The sequence below is a fragment of the uncultured Cohaesibacter sp. genome (genome assembly GCF_963556055.3).
Lineage (GTDB): Bacteria > Pseudomonadota > Alphaproteobacteria > Rhizobiales > Cohaesibacteraceae > Cohaesibacter.
In genome coordinates this window covers 574,970-600,610 of sequence record NZ_CAUVYE020000008.1, presented here as the reverse complement: position 1 = coordinate 600,610, position 25,641 = coordinate 574,970, and the positions used below count along the sequence as shown (strand labels likewise).

General features: G+C 55.7%; 17 protein-coding genes. 7 read left to right on the top strand and 10 right to left on the bottom strand.

Annotated features, from left to right (window positions below):
* Positions 1-7: 7 nt before the first annotated feature.
* On the bottom strand, positions 8-1,306 hold the full coding sequence (locus ACHZB8_RS04810; RefSeq protein WP_316859023.1) for a PAS domain S-box protein: 1,299 nt from the start codon (positions 1,304-1,306) through the stop codon (positions 8-10).
* 66 nt (positions 1,307-1,372) lie between these two features.
* Complete coding sequence (locus tag ACHZB8_RS04805; RefSeq protein ID WP_316859022.1) at positions 1,373-2,584, bottom strand: pyridoxal phosphate-dependent aminotransferase; 1,212 nt, start codon at positions 2,582-2,584, stop codon at positions 1,373-1,375.
* A 683-nt stretch (positions 2,585-3,267) separates the two neighbouring features.
* On the opposite strand from ACHZB8_RS04805, the gene ACHZB8_RS04800 reads away from it, so the two are divergent.
* On the top strand, positions 3,268-6,828 hold the full coding sequence (locus tag ACHZB8_RS04800; protein ID WP_316859020.1) for a PAS domain-containing hybrid sensor histidine kinase/response regulator: 3,561 nt from the start codon (positions 3,268-3,270) through the stop codon (positions 6,826-6,828).
* Between the two features lie 107 nt (positions 6,829-6,935).
* On the top strand, positions 6,936-7,343 hold the full coding sequence (locus ACHZB8_RS04795; RefSeq protein WP_394706093.1) for a Rap1a/Tai family immunity protein: 408 nt from the start codon (positions 6,936-6,938) through the stop codon (positions 7,341-7,343).
* Between the two features lie 7 nt (positions 7,344-7,350).
* Here ACHZB8_RS04795 and ACHZB8_RS04790 read toward each other — a convergent pair whose 3' ends face one another.
* Both ACHZB8_RS04790 and ACHZB8_RS04785 read right to left on the bottom strand, forming a co-directional pair.
* Entirely contained in the window at positions 7,351-7,752 is a 402-nt protein-coding gene (locus ACHZB8_RS04790; RefSeq protein ID WP_316859018.1) for a Rap1a/Tai family immunity protein, read from the bottom strand.
* Between the two features lie 121 nt (positions 7,753-7,873).
* Positions 7,874-8,545, bottom strand: a complete 672-nt coding sequence (locus ACHZB8_RS04785; protein WP_316859017.1) for a response regulator transcription factor — start codon at positions 8,543-8,545, stop codon at positions 7,874-7,876.
* A 918-nt stretch (positions 8,546-9,463) separates the two neighbouring features.
* On the opposite strand from ACHZB8_RS04785, the gene ACHZB8_RS04780 reads away from it, so the two are divergent.
* Positions 9,464-10,498, top strand: a complete 1,035-nt coding sequence (locus ACHZB8_RS04780) for an endonuclease/exonuclease/phosphatase family protein (RefSeq protein ID WP_316859015.1) — start codon at positions 9,464-9,466, stop codon at positions 10,496-10,498.
* Between the two features lie 67 nt (positions 10,499-10,565).
* Here ACHZB8_RS04780 and ACHZB8_RS04775 read toward each other — a convergent pair whose 3' ends face one another.
* Together ACHZB8_RS04775 and ACHZB8_RS04770 are read right to left on the bottom strand one after the other, a co-directional pair.
* Positions 10,566-11,327, bottom strand: a complete 762-nt coding sequence (locus ACHZB8_RS04775; protein ID WP_316859014.1) for a hypothetical protein — start codon at positions 11,325-11,327, stop codon at positions 10,566-10,568.
* A gap of 190 nt (positions 11,328-11,517) precedes the next feature.
* Positions 11,518-12,573, bottom strand: coding sequence for a DUF2336 domain-containing protein (locus ACHZB8_RS04770; protein WP_316859013.1), 1,056 nt, complete (start codon positions 12,571-12,573; stop codon positions 11,518-11,520).
* 323 nt (positions 12,574-12,896) lie between these two features.
* Between ACHZB8_RS04770 and ACHZB8_RS04765 the strand changes: the two genes are divergently transcribed.
* Complete coding sequence (locus ACHZB8_RS04765; RefSeq protein ID WP_316859011.1) at positions 12,897-13,472, top strand: NUDIX hydrolase; 576 nt, start codon at positions 12,897-12,899, stop codon at positions 13,470-13,472.
* Between the two features lie 128 nt (positions 13,473-13,600).
* On the opposite strand, the gene ACHZB8_RS04760 is transcribed toward ACHZB8_RS04765, so the two are convergent.
* Positions 13,601-14,065, bottom strand: a complete 465-nt coding sequence (locus tag ACHZB8_RS04760) for a MerR family DNA-binding transcriptional regulator (RefSeq protein WP_316859009.1) — start codon at positions 14,063-14,065, stop codon at positions 13,601-13,603.
* Positions 14,066-14,394: 329 nt separating this feature from the next.
* Between ACHZB8_RS04760 and ACHZB8_RS04755 the strand changes: the two genes are divergently transcribed.
* The 3 genes from ACHZB8_RS04755 (at position 14,395) to ACHZB8_RS04745 (ending at position 21,021) form a co-directional block, all read left to right on the top strand.
* Entirely contained in the window at positions 14,395-18,822 is a 4,428-nt protein-coding gene (locus ACHZB8_RS04755) for a peptidoglycan-binding protein (RefSeq protein WP_316859008.1), read from the top strand.
* 472 nt (positions 18,823-19,294) lie between these two features.
* A complete protein-coding gene (locus ACHZB8_RS04750; protein ID WP_316859007.1) occupies positions 19,295-20,218 on the top strand; it encodes a sulfite exporter TauE/SafE family protein in 924 nt (307 codons plus the stop codon).
* A gap of 2 nt (positions 20,219-20,220) precedes the next feature.
* A complete protein-coding gene (locus ACHZB8_RS04745; RefSeq protein ID WP_316859006.1) occupies positions 20,221-21,021 on the top strand; it encodes a TIGR02186 family protein in 801 nt (266 codons plus the stop codon).
* Between the two features lie 28 nt (positions 21,022-21,049).
* On the opposite strand, the gene pdeM is transcribed toward ACHZB8_RS04745, so the two are convergent.
* The 3 genes from pdeM to ACHZB8_RS04730 form a co-directional block, all read right to left on the bottom strand.
* Complete coding sequence (gene pdeM / locus ACHZB8_RS04740; protein ID WP_316859005.1) at positions 21,050-21,847, bottom strand: ligase-associated DNA damage response endonuclease PdeM; 798 nt, start codon at positions 21,845-21,847, stop codon at positions 21,050-21,052.
* 38 nt (positions 21,848-21,885) lie between these two features.
* Entirely contained in the window at positions 21,886-24,414 is a 2,529-nt protein-coding gene (locus ACHZB8_RS04735) for a ligase-associated DNA damage response DEXH box helicase (protein WP_394706118.1), read from the bottom strand.
* A 210-nt stretch (positions 24,415-24,624) separates the two neighbouring features.
* Entirely contained in the window at positions 24,625-25,521 is an 897-nt protein-coding gene (locus tag ACHZB8_RS04730; protein ID WP_316859003.1) for a GGDEF domain-containing protein, read from the bottom strand.
* Between the last annotated feature and the right edge of the window lie 120 nt (positions 25,522-25,641).

The window sequence follows — 25,641 nt, the reverse complement described above, 5'->3', positions numbered from 1 at the left end:
TCTGGATTTAACTGGCTGGTGCGCTCTGATGTGCACTGCCTTTTGACTCTTCCGGAGCCCTGTCATCGGGCTTTTCATCAGAGTCGGGCGTTGCGATTGGTAAAGAGAGCACAAAACAGGCTCCGGGTTTTTTTGTATCAAACGGAGCCAGATCGAGGCTTCCGCCATGATTTTGAGCAATTTGTCGCGCAATGGCAAGACCAAGACCCATACCATTGCTGCGCCCAGAGCAGAAGGCCCTGAAAAGACTGGCCCGTTCGGCCTCTGGCACACCCGGACCGGTGTCCTTGAAATAGATCGTCATGCGCTGGCGCAAATCACCTTCATGGGCGCCCTGCACCACTTTGATTGAAATGGCCTTGTTGTCGGCGTCTCTGAGGGCTTGAAAGGCATTGCGCAACAGGTTGAGGAAAATCTGTTCGATCTGCACCGGATCAACCCAGACCATCGGCACGTCATCTGGCGCGATCACCTCAACGCCGACATCGGTTGCGGCGAACCCGACCAGCGCCAATTGATGGGCCTTGCGAATGATCTCGACAATATTGCAAAGGTTACGTTCGGGCTCGCGCTTCTCGATGATCGAACGAATGCGCTGAAGCAGGGATGAGGAGCGCTGTGCTTCCTGCACTGCACGCCCGCAAAGCTCGACCAGCCGGTCTATCTCCTGCCTGCTGCAAGGTTTGGTTTCATCATATCCCTGCAACTTCTTCTCGATTGCCTGCAAATAGAGGATGATCGCCGTCAGGGGCTGGTTCAGCTCATGAGCAACCGTTGCGCCCATTTCATCCATCGCATTGATGCGCGTGAGCTGGTTCAGCTCGGTCTGCAAGTTGCGCAGGCGTTCCTCGACCTGTTTGCGACCCCGAAGGTCACGCATGACACCGATAAACTGTTTGCCATTTTCAGTTTCGGCGACACCGACGGAGAGATCGAACGGGAAGGTCGAACCATCCTTGTGACGTCCCTGCACCTCGCGGCCGATGCCGATGATCGAATGCTCCCCGGTGCGCAGATAATGCTCCACCCATCCGTCATGATGCTGGGCATATTGGGAAGGCATGAGGATATCAACACTCTTGCCGATCACCTCTTCGGCCTTATACCCGAACAGGGTTTCGGAGGCCTTGTTGAACAGAAGGATGCGAGACTGATCATCGATCAGGCAAACCGAATCGGCGGCCACGTCCAGAAGCGACGTCAAACGGGCATCGACATGCTCAATCGGACAGAAAGGGGCCTTGCCCTTTTCATAAGGCTCATTTTGCGTCCGTTTGGGGCCGTTGATGGTCATAGACCTTGTCATTTCGTTCGCTTCTGTTTTGCCAGATACTGATTTTGTTTGCTTGTGCCTCAGGTAAAATAACGACTTCTACCTAGATAGCCAAGTGGTTAAACGACTGATCGCATCATCCAATTTGTCCGGGTTTGTCGCGAAACATAGTCGCATAAATGCGGACCCGCTTTGACCAAACGCAAACCCGGGCGCCAAACCGACATTTGCTTCATCTACCAGCCTTTGCGCGGTTCGAGCCGCATCCTGCTCCCCTTCGATACCGAAAAAGAAATAAAAACTTCCCATCGGCGGTGCATATTTCACAGCATTATTCCCCGCAAAAGCACGTAGAAGCTTGTCACGACCAACGCGGGCTCGCTCGATTTGCTCTGCGATAAACAATTCACCATCATTCAATGCTGTCGCCGCAGCCCGTTGCATGAAGGGGGCAACGCCGGATGTGGAATATTGAATGAGATTCTCAATTTTTTGGCCAAGCCGGGCCGGAGCGGCGATCCAGCCAACGCGCCAACCGGTCATTGCCCAGTTTTTCGACATGGAATTGACGAAGAAAATCCGGTCTTCATCGTTCGCGATTTCATAGAAGGAAGGCGCGGTCTTGCGTCCCTCGCCATAATAGAAGCGGGTGTAGATTTCGTCGGCAATGATCCAGAGGCCCCGTTTGCGGGCGAAGTCAAGAATGGCTTGCAATTCATCAAGCTCGGCGACCCAGCCGGTCGGATTGGCAGGGCTGTTGATGAAAAGCGCTCTGGTCCTGTCCGTGCAGGCGGCGAAAAGCTCATCCAGATCAAGCTTCCAGCCTTCGGGGGTGAAATGCTGGGGAACCTCGACAGGCTTGGCCCCTGCCACGGTTACAGCCGCTGCGAGATTGGGCCAGGCCGGAGTGGGCAGAACCACCTCGTCGTCAAACCCGACACACAGGCGCACGGCAATCTGGATGGCATGCATGCCAGAACCCGTGACGAAAAACCGGTCGCTGGAAAAAGGGCGGCCATAGAGACGTTCATGATAGGCAGCGATGGCCTCGCGCAATTGAGGCATGCCGCGCTGATGGGTGTAGAAGGTTTCACCCTCAAGCAAAGCCTTGTTGGCCGCTTCACAAATAAATTGGGGCGTGGACAATGCGCCCTCTCCAACCCAAAGGGGAATGACCCCTTCCTTGCCTGCGGCATAGTCCTTGATGCCCATAATGCCGCTTTCGGGTGCTTTTTGGGCTTCAGGGCTCAGATCATTGATCGATGCAAGAGAATTGGGTGTTGAAAATTGGTTGAAATATTCACGATTCATTACGGGCTCTGGATCGGTTCCACGTGGTTTCTCTAAACTATATGAAGTCTTTCAGCCTGCCGAAGGGTCGCGCTGGGGCTTAGCCTTTTGGCTGAGTTGGAAGGACATCCGAGTTTGCTGGTTTTCCTTTGTTAGCGCAAGAAAAAAGTCCTAACAGGCTTAAGAATCCAGCCCTGTCTTTCAAAAACGAGAGCCTTCCTCCTCGATGCAAAGGCTCCCTCAAAGCTTGTGATCGGGATCGGATCAAAGCGTGATCGGCGGCCATCATGCTTTGAAGCAGGATTTTGTCGGTTGCGGTTGTCTTGATCATCAAGCCGGTGACCACCTTTGCGGCAACAAGGCCGAGAAACAACATAAGCAGGAAAGACGTCCCCGCGTTGGTCTCCCCTCAACGGGCCAACGGTCATTGGTCCATCGCCAAAGCAAATGATGATCTTTACACATCGTTTTCGGCATTTTTACATTCGAAACGAGAGCAATCTGCGCTATTCATTGGATAAATTGACAGTAGTTCCGATGAAGGTTGGCCAAAAGCTCGGGTTTGCCTCCATGTTGATTGTTCGCATTTCAACAAGCGGACAGCGAAAATTTGGTCTAACATTTGAATGCGGGTTCAGGAGAATCTGGTGCCTTTGATTTTTCTTGTGTACACTTTCGCCGACGACTAACAAGGATCAGGCTTCATGCTTCAAGGCTGGATGGTTGTTCTTACAACCCTTCTTTATATCGGGCTTCTGTTTGCCATCGCTTCCTTTGGCGATCATCGGGCAAGAAACAAGTCGGCGGATCAGCGCCACCCCAGCCTTTACGCCCTTTCTCTGGCGGTCTATTGCACCAGCTGGACTTTCTTCGGTTCGGTCGGCATGGCCAAGTCCAGCGGGCTTGATTTCCTGACCATCTATATCGGGCCGGTGATCGTTTTCACGTTCGGTACGCCATTGATCTGGCGGATCATTCAGCTGTCCAAAACCGAACGCATCACCTCGATTGCCGACTTTCTTGGCGCGCGCTATGGCAAAAACCAGCAAGTGGCCGCGGTCGCAACCCTCATCGCGGTTGTTGGCACCATGCCCTATATCGCCCTCCAGCTCAAAGCGGTGGCCACCTCGGTCGCCACGCTGATGGACCATATGCATATCGCCTTTCCAAGCGGTGACGTGCCGGTGCTTGCCGATATTGCCTTTTTCGTGACGCTCGCCATGGCGATTTTCGCCATTCTGTTCGGCACGCGCCATGCGGACGCGACCGAGCATCAGGGCGGTCTCATTCTGGCCGTCGCGGCCGAAAGCGTGATCAAGCTGATCGCCTTTCTGGCGGTCGGGCTATTTGTCACCTTCTGGATATTCGATGGTCCGTTCGATCTGTTCGCAAAAGCGGATGCGGCCGGGCTCTCCATTCACGGACTTGATAACGGACCGGATGCGATCAACTGGATTGTTCTCACGATCCTCTCGGCCAATGCGGTGTTGCTTTTGCCCCGACAGTTCCATGTCGCGGTGGTGGAGAATACCTCGGAGGTTTCGCTCAAGCGGGCGCGCTGGATGTTTCCGCTCTATCTGGTCCTGATCAATCTGTTTGTCATTCCCATCACGCTGGCAGGCCAGATCATGCTGGACCCGTCGGTCGATCCGGACAGTTATGTGCTGAGCCTGCCCATGGCAATCGATGCCGATGCGATCACGCTGATCGCGTTTCTGGGGGGGCTTTCCGCTGCAACGGCAATGGTGATCGTGTCCTCGGTTGCGCTCGCCATCATGATTTCGAATGACCTCATCCTGCCGCTCATCCTCAGGCGTCACGCGGACAATGCAATCAACACGCCCGGCATGGGGTTGCTGGTGCTCAATGTGCGCCGGATTGCCATTCTGGTTCTCTTCACGCTGGCCTATGGCTTCTATCGTCTGGCGGTCAATAACAGCTCGCTGGCGCAAATCGGACTCATCGCCTTTGTGGCAATGGCGCAGTTTCTGCCTGCCCTCATTGGCGGACTGATCTGGAAGCGGGCCAATGCGCGAGGGGCGATTGCGGGCCTTCTGACCGGCTTCGTGGTCTGGGCCTATACATTGCTGTTGCCGATGTTTGCACAATCGGGGCTGTTCCCGATCGACTTCATGCTTCATGGCCCCTTCGGGATATCACTGTTCAAACCGCAAGCGCTTCTGGGCACCGATCTGCCGCCACTCCTTCATGGTATCTTCTGGAGCATCCTGTTCAATATCGTCGCCTATCTCGCCGGATCCGTCTCGCGCAAGCCAGAGCATATCGAGCGGTTACAGGCCGATCTTTTCGTCCCGGACGAATTGCGCCCGTCCCCTTCCCTGCGGCTTTGGCGCTCCATGCTCTCGGTCGGGGATCTTGAGGACATGGTGGCCCGCTATCTGGGTGCCGAGCGCACCCAGCGCAGTTTCCGGGCTCACGCTCAAGAGCGGGAAATTGCCTATGAACGCAATATGGAGGTTGATCCGCAATTCATGCGGTTTGCCGAGCAACTGCTTGCCAGCGCGATTGGGGCGGCCTCCTCTCGCCTGCTGATGAGCCTGTTGCTGAAACGTCAGGAAAGCTCGCCCAAGGGCACGATGAAGCTGCTTGATGACGCCTCCGAGGCGCTGCACTATAACCGCGACCTGTTGCAGACCGCGCTCAATCATGTGCGGCAGGGCATCGCCGTGTTCGATACCGATTTGCGGCTGACGCTCTGGAACCGGCCCTTCCGCGATCTGTTACGATTGCCTGCCGATTTCGGACAGGTCGGCACGCCGCTGTCCTCCATTCTGCATCATATCGCAGAGCGCGGCGATCTGGGTGAAGGCTCGGTTGAGCAGTTGGTCAACCATCGTATGGATCTGATTGTGGTGCAGCAGGCCCCCTATCAGGAAAGCATGACAGGCAGTGATCTGACACTCGACATCCGGGCCAACTCAATGCCCGACGGAGGGATTGTTATCACCTTCACGGACGTGTCCGAACGGGTTCGGGCCGAACGGGCGCTGGAGACAGCCAACGAGTCCCTTGAGCGTCGCGTCAAGGACAGGACGCGCGAGTTGATGCATCTGAATGATGCGCTCAGAAGCGCCAAGCTGGAAGCCGAGGAAGCCAGCATTTCCAAGACCCGCTTTCTGGCTGCTGCCGGGCATGACATCATGCAGCCGATGAATGCCGCTCGCCTTTACACCACCGCGCTGGTCAACCGGCTCGAGGCCCTTACCAAGGTGGACGAGGAGAATACCGGCCTTGCAGAAAGCGCGGTGATGGCGAACAATATCGACAGCTCGCTTGAAGCGGTTGAAGACATACTGGCCGCCCTGCTTGACATCGCTCGGCTCGATTCCGGTGCCATGAAACCTCAGCTCTCGGCCTTCCCGATTGACGAAATGCTCGACCGGATGCGGATCGATTTCGAACCGATGGCAAAGGAAAAGGGGCTGGAGCTGCGCATTGTCCATTGCGGTTTGCACGTGCGCTCTGACAGGCATCTGCTTCGTCGTCTGTTGCAGAATCTTATTTCCAACGCGATCAAATATACACCACAAGGCCGCGTGCTCGTCGGATGCCGGCGCTTCGAAGGGGCCATCGAGGTTCAGGTACATGATACCGGGGTAGGCATCCCGGAAGAGCAGCGCGAACAGATCTTTCTTGAGTTCCAGAGGCTGGATGAAGGGGCGCGGATCGCCAGCGGGCTCGGTTTGGGCCTGTCCATCGTCGATCGGATTTCCAAGGTCCTTGACCATCCTATCCGGCTCATGTCTGCGCCCGGCGAGGGCTCTGCCTTTGCGGTGAAACTTCCCGCCTTCCGCCTGCTCCACAGTGCGAACCGGGCCGAGACACCGCCATCCATGGCAAATCAGCCGCTCAGCGATCTGTGCGTGCTGTGCGTTGACAATGAACCTCTCATTCTTGATGGCATGCGGGTCATGCTGGAGGGATGGGGCTGTGAGGTCTCGACTGCGGCTTCGCTGGAAGAAGCCGAAAAGGTGCTGGAAGCTTGCGGCAAGTCCCCCGATGGCATGCTGTTGGATTATCATCTTGACGAAATGCTCGGCACCGAGGCTTGCGAGCATCTTCGCAACCGGTTCGGGCAGGACATCGCGGCAAGCCTGATCACAGCGGACCGGACAACCGAAGTGCGGGACGAAGCCAAGGCCAAAGCCATGGCGATCCTCAACAAGCCGGTCAAACCCGCCCAATTGCGGGCGCTGCTCAACACCTGGAACATGACCGCAATCCGCAAGCGGGGCGGGAAATAGGTTTCACTCCCCCTGAACCTATAGTCGGCAAATTAACGCGATGATTGCAAACAAAATAATCATTATTTATAATTGAAAATAGAGAGTGCACTTCCTTAAAAACACTTATGGGGAATCTATTGAAACACTTTTTGCTCGCGGTGGTTCTTTGGACCGGTTTAACGCTCCCCGCACGAACCGAGGGTGTTACTGGTAATCAGCTCTTAAGCATATGCCAATTTAAAGACACAGATTCACAATTGACCTGCAATTATTTTGTTGCTGGCAATGTAGACGGCCTTTTCACTGGTGCAATACTAGTTTTAATGCAAGCTGATAATAACAGTTCAACAACCGCACAATTAAATGCTATTGCAGCTCAACTAATTGGGATATGCGGCCCCGAGAATGGGGCCACATATGAACAGTATAAAGATATCGTCGTCAAATACCTGTTTTCCCATCCTGAATTAAGACATACCAGTGCTAAAGTTCTGATTTACGCAGCTCTGCGAGAGGCATTCCCATGTCGATAATTACCATTTACTTTTTGCATGGATAGGCTTCTTGCAGAGCAATTAGAATAGTAATTTGGGCAGGACTTTCCATGTTTGTTTGAATCTTGTCTAAAAATTCTAAAACAGGATGGGTCAAAGTGAAGTCAGTTGCATCGGCGGGAAGGCAAATTCCTATATCTTTTCGAACGGAATACCTAAATGCTTCGAAATCACTTTGATCTCGACCACTCTTAATTGCAATAATTGAGGCCGCGATTATCGCTCCGTCATATACCGACGCAATGACTTGATTGCACATTGCCTGACTTTCTGGTCGTTCATCATCACAAAGCCCATACAAGTTTCCGCCTGACAAGATTGATCTATCAGCAAATGATTGGAAGCTAAACCCAACAAGAAAAAGCGCAAATAACACCAGCCTTGGCATTACCATCCTCCCGTCCCACAGACAAAACCCGCGAACCGGACCGGTCGCGGGTTATCGAGCTTTCGAGGCGATGCCTGCCGGGCTGGTTTCTGCGCCAGCGGCAGGCTCGCCGTTATGACGATCAGCTTTTGGCGCCGATGGCCTGCCACTGACCGGCTTCGATCTTGGCGGCGGCAATCACGGCCTGTGTGCGGCTGTCGACATTGAGCTTTTGCAGGATCGCCGAGACGTGCGCCTTGACGGTGGCTTCGGAGACGGAAAGCTCATAGGCGATCTGCTTGTTCAGAAGGCCTTCGGAAAGCATCATCAAGACCCGGACCTGCTGAGGCGTCAGAGTGTTCAGGCGCTCGACAAGATCCGTGATCTCGTCGCTGTATGGAGCGCTGAGATCAATGCTTTCAGGCACCCAGGTTTCACCGTTCAACACGGCGCGGATGCCCTGAGCGATATCGTCGATGGGCAGGGACTTTGGAATGAAGCCCGATGCGCCGAATTCCATGCAGCGGCGGATCGTCGGAACATCCTCGCTGGCGGACACGATCACCACAGGGATGGCCGGATATTGCGCACGCAGATATAACAGACCCGAGAAGCCACGCACACCAGGCATGGACAAATCCAGCAAGACAAGATCCATATCTTCCATGACTTCAAGCTTCTGGCCAACCTCTTCCAGATTGCCCGCTTCATGGATAGCTATCTGATCGAAAATCGTTTCCAGTGTCTGACGCAACGCCCCACGGAAGAGTGGATGATCATCCGCGATAATTATGTTCAGAGACGCCTGTTGCACTTTCGGTCCTCCCAGCGACTGAATGACAAAGGTTGCAAAACTCAGTGAGCGTAGAGCCCTGCCCCTTCCATTTGCGTATTCTCAAAAGACCTCTTTGGTCAACCCCAGCACAGCCTTTTGCATTGTCCACGCGCATAAATTGCTCATTGCGATTTATATTGCGCAACCCCATAACACACATCCATCTTTCAACTGCGAAAGACGGCGTGATCCGAGCAAGATATCGAGGTGCCTTGTGAAATTCCGAAAGCTTTTCGGAAGACCCGAATACAATGATTCGTCTCCCAATCAACGGACTCCCACACCCCGAACCGTTTCTCAAAATGTCGATTTATCAACGCAATGCCAGAAATTACCCGACATGGTTGCCGACAGATTTCGCGGCTACTCAGGTTTAAACTATGGTCGGTTGTATAGCTGTTGGCAAGACATTGCGGGCATATATCCGCAAATTCATCCATTTTATCAGACAATTCTGTCCCAAAATCGGACAGCCGCTATGCAATTGGGGAAATTGACGGATCTGTCATGAGTGCAGCGTGAATCAGAAGCCTGGCGCGTGAAACAGGACTGATACACCAGCATTGCCATCGCTCCGGCCCTGATGCCTGCCCGGAGCGGTTTGATGCAACCTGTTTGACATATCAGCTTCTGACAAAGAGCCGAAGCGAAGACATCTATTCGTAATAATTGGTGAATAGATTGGCGGCACTGTCAGGAACCGGGACGAGCGAGCGTCATGGTTCAGTAATCTTGGCGCGTCGCCGCTGCCTTTGCGGTACCGGGATGTGCCGTCGGACAAAAGCCTTTGTGCCTTCAGTACCATGCTGATTGCCACGACGCTTCTGTGCCGGGCTTTGTCATTTGGTTTTTGTCATTTGGTTTGTGACCGTAGAGAGATGGGTCGAGGTCTTCACCATGAAATTGTTTGAAACAGCGACCTGCGCCAGCCTGCCTTTGGTGGATGCGGATCTGTCACAAGCCATTACAAATGCGGAGCGCAGCAGATCGGCGCATAAAGCCCTGTTGCGCCAGACCGAAGCCTTGCACCTCATCGAGCTTGGCGGAGAATTGATCCCTTCGGGTCCACTGGCTTCGAAAATGACGGTGATGGCGTGGAACATGCAGCGTTGTCTCTATCCCGAGCAAAGCGCCGATCTCATCAGGCCACACAGTCCCGATGTCGTGTTGGTATCCGAGATGGACAATGGCATGGCGCGCACCCACCAGCGCAACACCACACGGGCTCTGGCTGACAGTCTGGGCATGCGCTATGCGTTCGGTGTCGAGTTTTTCGAAATGGGCCTTGGCAACGATATCGAGCGCCGCCTTTCAGCCGATCAGCATAATGAGTGCGGATTTCATGGCAATGCGCTGCTCAGCCGGGTCGAGCCCAAGGCGGTTGCACTCATTCGCCTTGATGACAGTGGCCTTTGGTTCGCTCCACAAGGCCATTTGAGCAATAACAATGTCGTCAGCCAGCCTCGCATCGGGGGACGCTGTGCCATCGCTGCCATTCTGGAAACCGAACATGGTGATATCTGCGTTGCCTCGGTTCACCTCGAAAGCCTTGATGACGCCTCTATTCGCCTCTCTCAGATGGAACGTCTGATCGCCGCACTTGATGCCTTTGCGCCGGATCTTCCGGTCATTGTCGGAGGGGACCTCAATACCGGCAAGAGCCTTGAGGAGGCCGAAGAGCGCAAGGAGCCACTGTTCGAGGCCGCAGAGCGCCACGGTTTCAGCTGGGAGAACAATGCCAGCGGCTCAACCACCCGCCGCAGTCTTCTGACCAACAGGCCCAAGCCGAAATTGAAACTGGACTGGTTTTTCGCGCGGGGGTTCACAGCCGGAGGTGCAGATATTCTGCCAGCGGTTGACGAGGCGGGCAAGGTCCTGTCAGATCATGACCTCATCATGGGTCATTTCGAACAGACCCGAGACACGCGATAGGCACCCTTGAGGCTGAGATCCGCAAGCGACTGCTGGAAGGCCCCAGCCCTATTTTCAGACCCGATTTTCAGGCCCGATTTTCCCGGAATTCTTCGCGGAATTCACGAACCACGCTGAAAAAGCGACGGATCATCGCTTCGCCAACCCCGAGAATTCCTGTAGCCTCATGCTGCTCGGCGGCCATTTGCGGATCTTGCTGTTGCCCGGTCTTTGCCTCAAGCTCTGGCGGCATGTCCGACTTGGTGGCAAGCGAGGGGACGGCGCTTTTATCCGCTTTTGCGGTCTCTGGTGCGACAACAGGGCTCGAGAGCGCTTCAGGCGCTTTGCCAGGCTCCGTCTGCGTCATGAAGTCTGGCGCTGACTGCGGCAGGGAAGATGTCTTTTTAACGGATACCGACGTGATCTTTGGGGCAACGTCCGGCAAGCTCTGTCCGTTCGCTTGATCCGCTTTTTGCGTCTCGCTGCCCGATTGCGCTTGCTCTACGGCATCGCGGACCGATTTGTGTGCCTGCTGCAAGGCGATGATTTTGGCTGATTGGGCCACATTGTGCATCTCGAGCTGCTCGACATGATCCATCAGGATCTCGATCTGGCCCTGAAGCATGTAATTGTGTTTACGTTGGATTTCCAGTTCGTTGACGATGCGCGCCATCTCTGACAGAAGCGCTTCGTTCAAATCGCCGACAGATTGCTCATTCAGGCTCGCGTTGATTTCCTGTGCCTTGGCTCCCGGTAGAAAAAGGCCAGCAAGAGCTGTCAGAAGCAACAGAACGAAGAAGGAAGGCAAAAGCGATTTGCGGGAAAGATGCTGGTTCATGGCGTCGGTCATCAAGCGGTCCTATATCCTTGGAATCTCTTTTATTTTTGTTCCAGCCTGCCCATTTTCCTGTTAATTTTTTAGGTGAATTCCCGTGACAAGACAATTACATGCCTGCCAAGAGGCTCGAATCACCCTTTGGACTGTTATTACGATAGTTTATGAATGGTTAAGCAAAATTAAATAGGTATTAATACTATACCTAGAGGGAAGATCGCTGTGCCCTGACCTTCTGATGCATCAACTGCCGATAGGCCTCGATCTCCCGATTGACATGGCGATCCGGAAACCCGAGCGATTGGGCTCTCCATTGGGTGAGCGCGGTGAAGGTCTTGACCGAAACCTCCTTTTCCACCAAGAGCCGAAAAAGGATCCGGTTTGCCGGGCTCGTCAACAGATGCTGCATCGCTCTTGGCGACAGGCCCGGAGCATCCTTGAGCAGCCAGATGATATCTTCCTTGCGTTTTTTCCGGATCAGGGCCTGAAGCAGCTGATCGAAGGTGATCTCGCCCAGATTGATTTTCACGAGAAATTCTTCGCGTGACAGGCTTGCCGTCTCACCATCATCGACAAGGGTCTGGCTTTCATATTTCTCGACCCATTCGGGCAGCCTTCCCTCTCGAGCCGCCTTGGCCAACTCTTCAGGCATGAAGGGACAGCCCTGTTCGGCGCGGGATTTCATCCGGCCGTGAAAGGCCTGATCGGAAAGGCAGCGGGCCGCCATGAGGGATTGAATCTCGAATGACGTCTGGCAGATGATGGAGCATAGCAGCAGCGCATTTGCGGAAAAGTCGCTGCCCAGATTTTTCAGCAATTCACTGACCACGCTGTTATAGGCGCGGGACATCAGCGCATCGACAAGATCTTCGGGGACCTTTTCGCGTCGGGCAATCGCGCGAAGAACCGCCTCGCTTCGCACACGGGCCGAATGCAGCAGCAACTTGTCGCCGAGCATGGGGGAGAATTCGAACAGCGAGGCAACAAGATCGTCATGCTCATTGGCCAACCGTTCGGCAAGGATGGTGGATATGTGCCGGGTTCTCGCCAGAAGCGTGATGATGTCGCGGCGGGCGGACAGATCGATCTGGGAATAGAGATCCAGAACCAGAGCGGAAAATAGCTCCCGTTCGGTTTCGCTCGGAGCCAGACCCGTTCGCCTTGCATATTCGGCAGTGATCTTGCGGATCAGCAAAGAGCGGGCTTCGGGGTCGTTTTCCCTTGCCAAATGCTGAAGCTGCTGAACGATACCATCTGCCATTTTGTTACCGAAGCCTCTTGATGCCGACATCCCAGTGTCGAGGCAACAAACAGCCCATGCTCCACATTGGTCTTGCCCAGATCTGTCTGGCCAAGCTCGCCTGGCTCAATCTCAACCGGCACGAACCCGTCTGTCAAGACTGCCCATCCCGAGACACGTTCGCACCCTGTCCCGCATTAATCATCGCAGACTAATCTAAATTTCTTAAGGAGATATCGATATAAGAAAGACAATTAGTTCTGTTTCTGTCTTGTCGACTGCCCCTGTCTTTTCCCTGTTTGCAGGGACAGCCTTCATCTCCCGCTCTTGCACTGGATGGCTCCATGTCACTTGATACCACTCCCAAACATGCCCAGAAGATTTCCCGTCTTTCCAGCCGCCTCGTCTATGAAAATCGCTGGATCAGGCTTCGTGAAGACCAGGTCCGGTTTCCCGGTGGGCATGAAGGCATCTACAGCGTCGTGGACAAGGTTGATTTCGCCACCATCATTCCGCTGCATGAGGATGGGCGCGTGCAGATGGTCAGGCAATATCGCTATCCGATCAGCGGACGATTCTGGGAACTGCCTCAAGGCTCCTGGGAAGACGCACCGGATGCCGATCCGGAAGCCCTGGCCCGTGGCGAATTGGCCGAGGAAACGGGCTTTGCAGCAAAACGGATCGAAAAGCTGGGAGAAATCTTTCCCGCCGTTGGCCTGCTCAATCAGGTCTGTCACATCTTTCTGGCCTCGGAGCTGATCGCGGGCGAGGTGGCGCGCGAGGAGACCGAACAGGACATGGAAACCGAGGCCTTTGCGCTTGATGAAATCAGAGCGATGATCCGCAAGGGAGAGATCAAGGATTCAACCACCATTTCGGCGATTGGCTTCTGGCTGATGAGTGCTGCTTCATCAGATTAACAGCGAGCGCTCTGTGCTTTCCCCAGCCCGACCCGACAGGAACGCGGTGGCGCATCCCATCCGGTCTGCCCATCTCTTTCTGGCCGCAGAGTGATTGCGCCCGCAAATGAGAAGACTGTGAGCGATGATCAGCCTTCCTTCTTCTCTTTTTCCCTGAGCATGCCGGAAACCACTTCGACCGTGCGCTCCAGATCTGCAATGGCCTGATCGACATCGGCGCGCTGTTGTTGCAGAAAGCTGATTTGCTTGCTGAAGCGGTCAAGGGCAACGCGCAATTGCGACACCTGACCGTCTCTCAGATCATACAGGTCCAGCATGCCCTTGATCTCGGAGAGAGAGAAGCCGACCTTCTTGCCCATGAGAACCAGCTTGAGGCGGGCGCGGTCGCGGCGGCTATAGACGCGGTTGAGCCCGTCGCGTCGCGGGTTGAGCAGATTCTTGTCCTCATAGAAACGCAAGGTGCGCAAGGTAACCCCGAATTCCTTGGCAAGGTCGCCGATTGTGTAAGAAAGAGGGCCAGACTGGTTGGTCGAGGCGGTCAGGACATCCTTGCCCTCGTCGGACGATGCAGTTGTGCCTTTGTCTTCCTTCATGGCATTCCTCCCCATCTTGAGCTTGCATCAGGCAAAGGCCTGGCAGTTCAGCATGGCGTTCTCGTAAAGGCCCTCGGCGCGGTCTGTCAATGCGCCCTTGGAAGTTGTCAACGTCCGTTACTTTCGGCGAATACTGTCGATCTCTGCCCGATTTATGGTGAGCATTTGATTAATATACTCGCTATTTCTCGCAATACGCACGAGCCATTAACGCGTTCTTTACCCTAACTTATCAAAGTGCATAAGGAAATGACCGTCCTATCGGTTGTATTTGGGTGCCTCCAGTTGCGTCAGGGGCAGTCGGATCCAAAATGAGTAGAGCCAGTATCATGATTGATGAAAGATTCCGCACCGATCGCGAAATAGGTGAGTATTTCGAAAGCCAGAGAAATCCTGACCGCGAACATCAAAGAGGTGGGCAGCCGCTTTCTCAATATGGTTCAGGCAGCAATGCAGCCTTGCTGGACGCAATTTCGGATATTGAAAGCCAACTGCATGCACTGGCAAGCCGGTCGGGAATGATGCAAGACGACAGATTTGCCGATGACGAAAGCCGGTTTGCCGATCATCCGCGCTCTCAACCTGGCTCTTCATCCCATCGACGCAGCGAGACAGCACGCAAGAAGGACGGCAACTATCGCAATGCCCTTGAACGGATCGAGGCGCAACTGCAACGGGTCGACACCGCCCTTGAAAAGCAGACAGGCAAGCAGACAGACTGGCGCTCTGCTCGCTCTGACACGCGCGAAGGCTCGCGCTATGCTGCCCATACCGATGCCGTATCGCGCGATAGCTCGCCCATGTCCCAACAACGGACGGTGAGCAGCACCAGCGTTTTGGCTCATGGCGATTTCGACAGTGCGATGCGTCAGATCATGGAGCGGAGCCGCACCATCAACGAGGAAGTCGCGGACACAGCCAAGGCCTCTTTGTCCGAGGTGACACGCACTGCCAGGGAAACGCTGGGCTCGGCACAAGATTACAAGGTTGCCCTTGATAAGTTGAGCAAGCTGCAAAGCCAGGATGATAGCCTCATCATGCTGCGCGAGGATGTCAGCGCTCTGAGATCACTGCTCGAGCAGGCCAACATGAAAGGCGCTTCGGAACAGGTTCTGAACGAGATTGCCGCGCTTTCGGGGCGTATCGAACAGCTCTCCACAACCATTTCCGAGACCCGGCAGGATCCGCATCTGATCGAGACCATGACCGAAATCAGGTCGCTGCTCGACAGGCCAGCGCTTGATCCCTCGATCGACAAGCATTTCGGGCATATTCTTTCCAAACTCGATGGCCTGAAAGTCGGTGATCACAAGAAGGATTTCGTCAAGCTCTCCGAACAGCTTGACCATTTGCGCGACATTCTGTCGACCCAGCCACAGGTTCAGCATCTGACGTCCATGTCAGGGCAGATGAACCAGCTGATCGAGCGGCTCGCTTCGCTTGAGGATCATGTGCGGCACGAAGGGGAGCAGTCCGTCATCCTCGAGCAGCAACAGGGGTTGGAAAAGCGTCTCGCCCAAATGCAGGCGATGATGGAACGGCTGGACCCGAGTGACCGGCTGCGCCGCCTTGAAGACCAGCTGTCCCATTTTGCCGACCGGCTTGAGGACAGTTCGGGCCAGGGAGATATCCATAAGCCGCTTGAGGCATTGGCACGGCAGGTGGAAAGCCTGGTCGGTCTGATGGATCAACAGGATCAGGGCAATCAGTCCGCAGCGCTTTCAGCCCTGAGTGAGCGCGTATCAAGTCTTGACCGCCATATTCTGGAACAGAGAAGCCAGCAAGAGAGCAAAACGGACCATCGCTTCGATCAGGTCGAACAAACACTTGCTCGCATTGACGACATGCTGGCAAACCGGATGGGCAGTTCCAATATCTCATCGCTGGAACTCAGCCTCAGTCGCATTGCAGACCGCATGGAAGCGCAGGAAGAAATGCTGCGCACCGTCCCGGCCATAGCAACGGCGGAAAAGACCCGCGAAGCTACCGATATTCTTGGCCAACTGGAACACAAGATAGCGGATCTGGCTGATCGGCTGGACGATGCCAGCCGCATTACGGACGATCAGCAATTCTTTGAAATGCTGACATCACGTCTTGATGATCTGACACAGCAATTTGCCAACTCGCAGTCCCGTTTCGACGCAGTTGACCGCCTTGGTGCCGACATCAGGGAACTGGCACAGAAATCCCTGCGCGGCTCGATCAATGAAACAGAGATTGCCGAGCAGGCTGCCTTCAAGGCATTGCAAAAGGTCGGCCCGATCTCTGTCGGATCAGACGGCGGCGCAATTGAAGCCATCATTGATGGGCTCAAGGACGATTTGCATGGCTTGCGCCAGTTTGCCGAAAGCAGTGACACCTCCACCCAGCAGGGCCTGAACAGCGTCAGCAAGATGCTCAATGGCATTGTCGACCGCCTTGGCATGCTGGAAGATCAGGTGCGGGAAAATGAAGATCACTCTCGCGACCTCGACAACCGAGACGATGAACGTGGCCCGACGGTTCGCATTCCGCAAGGCCCCGAAGCTTCCGAGCCATCAGGGGAAAGAGTGCAGACCAAGCCCCTTACCGCCGCGCAAATGCTCAAACGACGCGGCAAGGACAGCGCGACAGGACGGCAGGCGCCTCCGGTTCAGGCGCAGGCCGCAAGGGCACAGGCGCAGCCAGCACCCCAGACGTCGGGTGACGGGCGCCAACCGGGCATCGTTCTGTCCGGCAAGGCCGTTAGTCTGGCGGAAAATGATCGCCCGACTGCGGGACCTCAGGCCCAGAGCCAGAGTGCCATGGCCGCGCCCGTTCAGCCTCAGTCTGTTGGCAACGCGGCCCTGAAGGAAATGGCTCAGCCGACACCAACCAGACAGCCACGCGGTGCCCGTGTTGTCGATGCTGGCAATGGCCCTGATCGTCAAGCTGGCGAGGATCTTGGCACATCGAAGGCCGATTTCATCGCTGCGGCCAGACGCGCCGCCCAGGCGGCAGCCCGGGAAAGCGAAAAGGTCGAGAAGGAACAGGGCGAAGCCACCGGTTTCCTTGCCCGCTTCAAGGGCAGCAAGAAGAGCCCGGAAGCCCAGCAACCTGCGGCCCCCAAAAAGCAGACGGCAAGAGCCAATCTTGAAGGGATGAACCGCAAGGAACGGCGTGCGGCGATCACCGAAGCGGCCCGCATGGCCAAAATGAACAAGCGGGACAAAATTTCCGGCGAGGTCGAGCCCGAGCTTTCTGTCGAAGAAACCGCAGTTCAGATGATTGAAGAGGGTGAAGGGCCGGAAGGTCTTCTGGCGAAGCTGAAAAGCACATTCTCCCGCCACAGTCGTCCCTTGCTGATGGCGGCCGCCGCGATTGTTCTTGCCATCACGACGTTGCAGTTGATCAACAATCCCGAATCGAGCCTGCATGGCCTGTTCAAGGGCAACTCTGCGAAAAATCTGATCAACCCGCAGCCGGTCAGCCCGTCAAAATTGCCGGCGGCAAACCCGAGCGCGAATGATGGCAAGGGTCAGGCCCCGACGGTTGGCGATCAGTCCAGTCTGACACCTGCTGCCGGAACACTTGTTGCTCCCGCCTCGGGTGATGAAGCCGCCAAGGCGGTTGCCTTCACCAAACCGTCAGGTGTGGAGGGGCCGTTCAGCACCCCGCGCACCGGTAGCCCTCTGCCGCAAACAGCGTCGGTTGGCACCCAGATGAATGATCAAGGAGTTGATCTCACACCGACAAGCTCCATTTCGTCGGGTGGTTTGCCAACTCCGACCGCATCCGCTGCCAAGTCCCAAAGACAGCCCCTGCCTCCCGTGCTGAATGAGACGCCAGATGGTGGCTCAGCGGCAGTCTCGCCTTCCATCGAGGCTGCCCTTGAGACCAACAAGATGTTCTCGCCGGGCATCACCAACTCGCCCCTGTTGGAAGCGGCCAGCTCTGGCAACGCGCTTGCACAGTTTGAAGTCGCGCGGCGCCTTACCGTGGGCGATGGCATGAGTGTCGACCTCAAAGAAGCGGCAAAATGGTTCGAGAGAGCCGCCAACCAGTCCATGCCACAGGCCCAGTATAGTCTTGCCAACCTCTATGAGAAGGGCAACGGCGTGAAAAAGGACCTGCAAGTGGCCCGTCTGTGGTATGAACGTGCAGCAGATCTGGGCAATGTGAAATCCATGCACAATCTGGCCGTACTCTATGCCGAAGGCGGCCTTGGCAAACCGGACTTTGCAAAAGCATCTCACTGGTTCCTCATGGCGGCTGATCATGGCCTCAAGGACAGCCAATATAATCTGGCCATCCTGTTCGCACGTGGCATGGGGGTCAAACAGGATCTGCTGCAAAGCTACAAATGGTTTGCGATTGCGGCTGCTCAGGGTGACAAGGGAGCCGAGGCCAAGCGCGATGAGGTCCTCGCCGTGCTGAAGCCTGCGCAACAAAAGGCCGCCAAGGCACTTGTTGCAGCCTGGTCGCCCAAACACGCAAAGCCATCGGCCAACACCTTGGCAGAGATCCCGGAAGAATGGAGGATAGCGGCTCCAAAGACTTCTGATCTGTCCAAAGCGTCGGACAATCCGCAATCGGGCTTTGTCGTCAGCCGTGCCCTGATTGCCAAGACCCAATCGATGCTCGGTGCTCTTGGCTACAATGCTGGTCCGTCGGATGGGCAAATGGGTCCACGGACACGAACGGCCATCCGCAATTTCCAGGAAATTGCCGGGCTTCAGGTCACAGGCCAGATCGATCCGGCGCTTCTTGATGCGCTTTCGCAGCGGTCTCTCTAGGAGCGTGACAGCTCACATTTCCGGCAAGGGCGCAACGCGTGCGTCGGCAATTTGCAAAAAGCGCATGGTGATCCATCCATGCGCTTTTTCAAAAACCACTATCTGCCTTGTTTTCAGGCGGTAATTTGCGGAATTTTGTCTGCTGTTACGTTGACACCGGGACCCCGCATGTGGGAAGGATGCATCATCCTTCATGTTCTCGTTGTCATCCTCCCCGAGACCGATGCATGATAGATTTTCAGACTGCGCGTAGACCGAATTCCGACCTTTGTGTCTGATCGGCCTCAAGATCGACATGATGTCTTGTCACCAGCCTGTTTGCGAGCTGGCAGGCGAGGGTCGATCTTTATGATTTGTTGCATTTCCTGTGGCACACTATCGCAAGGAATGCTTCTTGGCTCGTTCCATACCGGACGCCTTCGCTGGCGCGGATGAAACGGACCTGCCGGAGCCTTGAACATAGGAGTGGCGTATGGAGCTGTATTTGCCCATCGCTGAAATGCCCGTCAATATATTTGTCATTCTGGGAATGGGTGGCACGGTGGGATTCTTGTCGGGCATTTTCGGCATCGGAGGCGGTTTCCTGCTCACGCCCCTGCTCATTTTCTACGGCATTTCCCCGGCGGTTGCTGTCGCATCCGTTACCGCCCAGATCACGGCATCCTCCACCACTGGTGCGCTTGCCTATCTGCGCTCTGGCAATCTGGACCTGAAACTTGGCACCGTGCTGTTTTCCGCCGGTATAGCGGGATCCGTACTCGGCGTTCAGGCCTTTGCAATCTTGCGCTCGCTTGGTCAGCTTGATCTCATCATTTCCATCTCGTATGTGACCTTCCTTGGTGCCGTGGGCACCCTGATGGTGATGGAAAGCGTGCGCGCCATTGTCAAGGCGCGCAAGGGCATTTCCATCTCGATGCGCAAACCGGGACAGCATAACTGGATTCATGGCCTGCCCTTCAAGATGCGGTTCAAGAAATCCAAAATCTATGTCAGTGTCCTGCCGGTGGTCGCCATTGGCGGCAGCATCGGTTTCCTTGGCACTGTGCTCGGCATTGGTGGCGGCTTCATGCTGGTGCCAGCCCTCATCTATCTGTTGCGCGTGCCAACGGCGGTGGTGATCGGCACCTCGCTCTATCAGATCCTTGTAACCATGGCGGTTGCCACCACTTTGCACGCAGCAACCAACCAGACGGTTGATATCGTGCTGGCGCTCATCCTGATGATTGGCGGGACGATCGGGGCACAGTTCGGAGCACAGATCGGGCAGAAGCTCAAGGCAGAGCAATTGCGGGCGCTGCTCGGCATTCTGGTGCTGATGGTCGGCCTGCGCTTTGCAGTCGATCTGGTGCTCGAACCGACCGACCATTACAGCATCGAAGTCAGAGGGAGCGATTGATCATGCCGTTCCCTTATGTCCCTTCATGGCTGTTGAGACGATTGAGCCTCGCTCTTCTTCTGCTGGTCGGCCTTCTTTCCGGCATGGCCCATAGTGAAAAGATCGTTGCTGACATATCCGAGGGGATCATCAAGATTTCCTCCAACTATACCGGATCGGAAATCGTCGTTTTCGGCATGATCCAACGCGATAAGGCAACAATATCCCGGAGCGAGCCCTATGATGTCGTGATCATCGTGCGCGGCAAGAAGCAGACCCTCATCACAAGGCGAAAAGACCGGACCTTCGGTATCTGGATCAACAAGGAGCGGCAGGTTTTTCGAGATGCCCCGAATTTCTACGCCCTGTCTTCGAGCCGTGCTTTGATCAATATTGCCCATCCGGCGTTGCTCGCCAAGATGCAAATCGGTACGGAAAATCTGCTGCTGCCCGTCAGTTTCGATCCCCAGGATCGTTTTGCGACCTACGATCCGTTTCGGCGTGCGGCCTTGCGGCGGATGCGCGAAAAGGGGCTTTATCGCGACGAACCCAACACGGTCACCTTTCTCAACGAGTCGCTGTTTCGCAGCACGATATCAATCCCTGCCGATGTCGAGGTAGGAGCCTATGATGTCACCATCCATCTGTTCCGTGACGGAACCCTGCTGCATTCGGCAAGCAGGACGCTGAAGGTTGCCAAGACGGGCTTTGAACAGCATGCATTTGCGCTCGCCCGTGACTACGGCTTTTTCTATGGTCTTGCATGCGTGATGATCGCGCTCTTCACCGGTTGGCTGACCGGCGTGGTCTTCCGCAAGAACTGATCCCCTTTCTACACCGTCCCGGCCCTGTCTACCGACGTCGCACGCGGGAGAGATCTGCCCATTTCGTGATCGCCATGGTCTGTCTGCCAATCACGACAAGGCGCGTGTCCTTGTCGATGAGCGCGGCAAAGGCGTCATCCGACAGGGAAAGCCCTCCGGTATAGGCTCCGTAAGCCGGGAGAATGATGCGCCCGGCGGAGAGGACAAAGCATTTCCGCCGCATGGCCCGCCCCCTTGCATGGATCGTCGTGACCGGGTGCAGATGGCCGCACAGCTCCAGCGCTTGAGATGTGGCTTGCCCCTCTTCTGCCGTTTGCTGCGGTTCATGACAAAGGGTGACCTCGCGGTGATTGCCCTGCAATGTCAGACTTTCCGCGACCATGCCCTTGACAGAAGAGGCGATGACCGGGTCGTGGTTGCCGATGATCCATGTCCAGTCAAGCCCGTCACCAAGGGACTTGAGCCGTTGCATGACAGGATCGGACATGCGGGCCGGTCCTTCAACATCATGGAAGGAATCACCAAGGCAGATCACCCGTGCGGGACTGAAATGAGCGATATCGCGCGCCAGCTGATCGAGGGTTGCCTGACTGTCATAGGGCGGAAGGAATTGGCCACCTCTGGCGTAGGCTGACCCTTTTTCGAGATGGAGATCTGCCACCAGCAGTGTCTCCCGGTCTGGCCAGAACAACGCCCCGCTGGTGCTGGCGACAAAGCACTCGCCGGCATGGTCAAATGCAAGATGGCTTCTGGAAGAGAGGCCGCTGGATACCTCGCCAGACGCCCGGTGCATCCCTCCTTTTGCCGAGATCCTATGGTCATGCATGTCAGTCATCCCGGTTGTCTTCAAGGTTTCGCTCTGGCCTAAGGGCAAAGCCCATCATCGTCATCGGCACCGGCCATCAGGGTTCGGGCGGTTTCAAGCAGCATCTCGTCTTCGGCTGCACCATAGATCGGCTCCTTGCCAATCTCCAGAAGGACCGGAATGGCCATCGGCGAGGGGCGATCAAGGCTCGCATGAATGATTCGGCCCTTGATGCGGGCCAGCATAGCGCTCAGACGTGCGATATCCAACAGACCTGCGGCTGCATCGTCCCATGTGGCTTTCAGCAACAGGTGATCAGGATCATGATCACGCAGCACATTGTAAATCAGATCCGAGGATATGGTGATCTGTCGGCCCGATTTCTCCAGCCCCGGATGGCGTCGCTCGATCATGCCTGAGATCACCGCGCAATTGCGGAAGGTGCGTTTAAGCATGGCGCTCTCGGCAAGCCAGCTTTCCAGATCATCGCCCAGCATGTCCTCGTCGAACAATTGCTCGAAACTCCAGCCCAGATCCTTTTCCAGTCTTGCAAAATCCCTGAGCCCCCAGATCATCAGCGCATAGTCGGACGCAACGAAGCCAAGAGGTCTGGCCCCTGCCCGCTCCAGTCTTCGGGTCAGCAGCATGCCAAGGGTCTGCAAGGCAAGGCGACCTTCAAAAGCATAGAGCGTGAGATAGAATTTGTCGGCGCGTGGAAAGGTCTCGATCAGCATCTGATCGGCTGCGGGAATGATCGAATGTTCCTTTTGAAGGGCGAGCCAGTCGCGCACCTGATCAGGCAGGCGTTGCCAGCTGTCGGGATCGGCCAGCATCGCTCTGACGCGGGCAGCGAGATAGGTCGAAAGCGGAAATTTGCCACCATTATAAGCCGGGATTTTCGGCTCCCGATGCTGCGTGCGCGTCACAACAGCAGAATTTTCCTGAAGGCTTTCAAATCGCAGAACCTGCCCGGCAAAGAGAAAGCTGTCACCCGGCGAAAGGGAACTGACAAAGCCCTCTTCCACCTCTCCGAGCACACGCCCTCCCCGTCCCAGACGCCTTGGCTCGCCGCTACCACCCTTCCAGGATGTCAGGCGGATCTTGATCATGGCCTCTTCAACAATGGTGCCGATATTGAGACGATATTGTTGGGCGCGCTTTGGGTGCGACAATCGCCAGAGCGTTTTGCCGCTCTGTTTGTCCCGCATTGGCTTCAATTTGGCAAACTGCTCATAGACCCGCATGGCGTAGCCGCCGGTGGCAACAAAATCGATGGCCTGTTCAAACAGCTCCCAGGAAAGATGGCGGTAGGGATAGGACGAGCTCACCTCGGCATGGAAATCCACCGGATCAAAGGGGCCGGAGCAAGCCCGACCCAGAATATGCTGGGCCAGCACATCAAGCCCACCCTTGCGAATGGGCGGGGTGTCCTGATCGCCGATATAGTTGGCATCAAGGGCGGCCCGGCATTCCAGAATTTCAAAGCAGTTGGAGGGCACCAATATGGCCTTGGACGGTTCATCAAGACGGTGGTTGGCGCGGCCAATACGCTGGGCCAGACGGCTCGCGCCCTTCGGTGCGCCGATATTCAGCACGAGGTCGACGTCGCCCCAGTCGATCCCCAGATCAAGGGTCGAGGTGCAGACCACTGCCCGCAAGGCGCCTGCGGACATGGCCGCTTCCACCTTGCGCCGCTGGCTGACATCAAGCGAGCCATGATGAAGGGCGATAGGAAGCGTCTCCTCGTTGATGCTCCATAAATTCTGGAACAGAAATTCGGCTTGTGAGCGTGTATTGACAAAGAGCAGGCTCGTTTTGTGCTGTTTGATCAGTTCATAAAGATCGGGTAAAGCATAGCGGGCGCTGTGACCGGCCCAGGGGATGCGCTCGGTGGAATTGAGCACCGATATGTCAGGGCTTGTGCCACCGATCAGGCGCAGGATTTGAGGTTCCTCTTGCGCTTCTCCCGCCTCGTGTGGCACCAGCCAATGGGCAAGCTCTAGCGGGTCTGAGACGGTGGCAGACAGCCCAATGGGCCGCATCTGTGGCGCAAGCTTGCGCAATCGGGCAAGGCCAAGGCTCAGCAATTCCCCGCGCTTGGAAGTGACAAGTGCATGAAGCTCGTCGAGAATGACAGTCTGCAAAGAGGCAAACAGGCTCTCCGCCTCTCGCGATGCCAGCAACAGAGCCAATTGCTCAGGCGTGGTCAGCAAAAAATTGGGCGGGCGCTGCTTTTGCCGTTTCCGCTTGTGCGCCGGGGTGTCCCCTGTCCGGGTTTCAAGGGAGATATCCAATCCCATTTCGCTGATCGGCTGTTCAAGATTACGCGCGATATCAACCGCCAGCGCCTTGAGCGGAGAAATATAAAGCGTATGGAGCTGATCGCGCCAATCCTGATCGGGATCATTCAGATCAATGAGTGAGGGCAAAAAGCCCGACAGGGTCTTGCCCGCGCCGGTGGGGGCGACCAGCAGCGTCGGCTGGCCGTCTTCAGCCGCTGCCAGCATCGCCGCCTGATGGGGCCGCAACTGCCAACCGCGCCCCGCGAACCAGTTGGCAAAAACCGATGGCAAATCGGAATGATCGATACGGTCCTGGGCGATTTCGAACCGCGCATGGAATTGGTCGCGAGCCGGGGGTAACCCCGTTTCGATCCGCGCCTTTGCATCCATTCCCTCTGTCCTGTCATTCTGCATAGACAGGACTATGGGTTACGAAAGGGACAATGTCACCATCCACTTATCAGTGCTCAAGATGTTTTGATGGGGCAAAGCTCGCGGGTCAGGCAAAGGGGGGGGTCAAGCTGCCGCGTCACCGCTTTGCTTGTCGCGGCCAAATTGCAGATCCAGCTCAAATCCATCGACCGTTTCGAGGTTGACCTTGGCGATCCGGACCCTGTTGCGTCCCTCACCCTTGGCAATATAGAGCGCCTTGTCTGCCCGCTCGACCATTGCGGCAAAGCTGTCACCCTCGCCAGACCATTCGGTAACGCCTGAGCTGATGGTCAGACGGAAGGGATGGCCTTCCCAATAAAAGGGTGAATTGGCGATATTGTCCCGCAGCCGTTCGGCAAAGTTGCTTGCGCCGTAAATATTGGAGCATTGGAGAATGATCGCGAATTCCTCCCCGCCCCACCGAGCCGCAAGGTCAAATTCGCGGCAAGTATGGCGCAAAAGGCCCGAAATATGCTGAAGAGCGGTGTCGCCGGCCAGATGCCCTATGCTGTCATTGATCTGTTTGAAATGGTCAATGTCAAACATGATCAGGGACAGAGGCGTGTTTTCGATATCCGCATGCATGACCATTTCCTGACCTTTGGTCAGAAAACCGGCCCGGTTGGCCAAACGGGTCAGATCATCCCTATGTGCAATTTCCGACAGGTAACGATTTTGCTGATGCAGACGCGAAAAGCCCTGAATGAGCATGAAGCTGGAGCCAAAGACAAGCAGGAAAGGCAGAAAATAGGCCAGAACTTCGACAAGCGGCATGATCGGAGACTCGAAATCTCGAAAAGCCAATTGCGTTCCGGTAAGGGACGCCAGACTGCAAAAACCCGCAAAGATGCCGGACACCATGAAAGCATGCCCCGGTGTCCTGATCTTGCTGAGATAGCGATAAAAATTGTCAAAGAATGTCTGCTGCCCTTTTGTCACCATTACCCCCTTCTTGTTCTTCACGCCGGTATTCAGAATCAAGAGCCCCCCCTTGGTTCAGTGGCCCTGTTTAGCCAGACTTTTGATCCAAAGTCACCGAGGGTGCAGGAGTTAGTCGCAACTTACAGCAAGCTTATCGCCGCATTTCCCATCGCAGCCTTA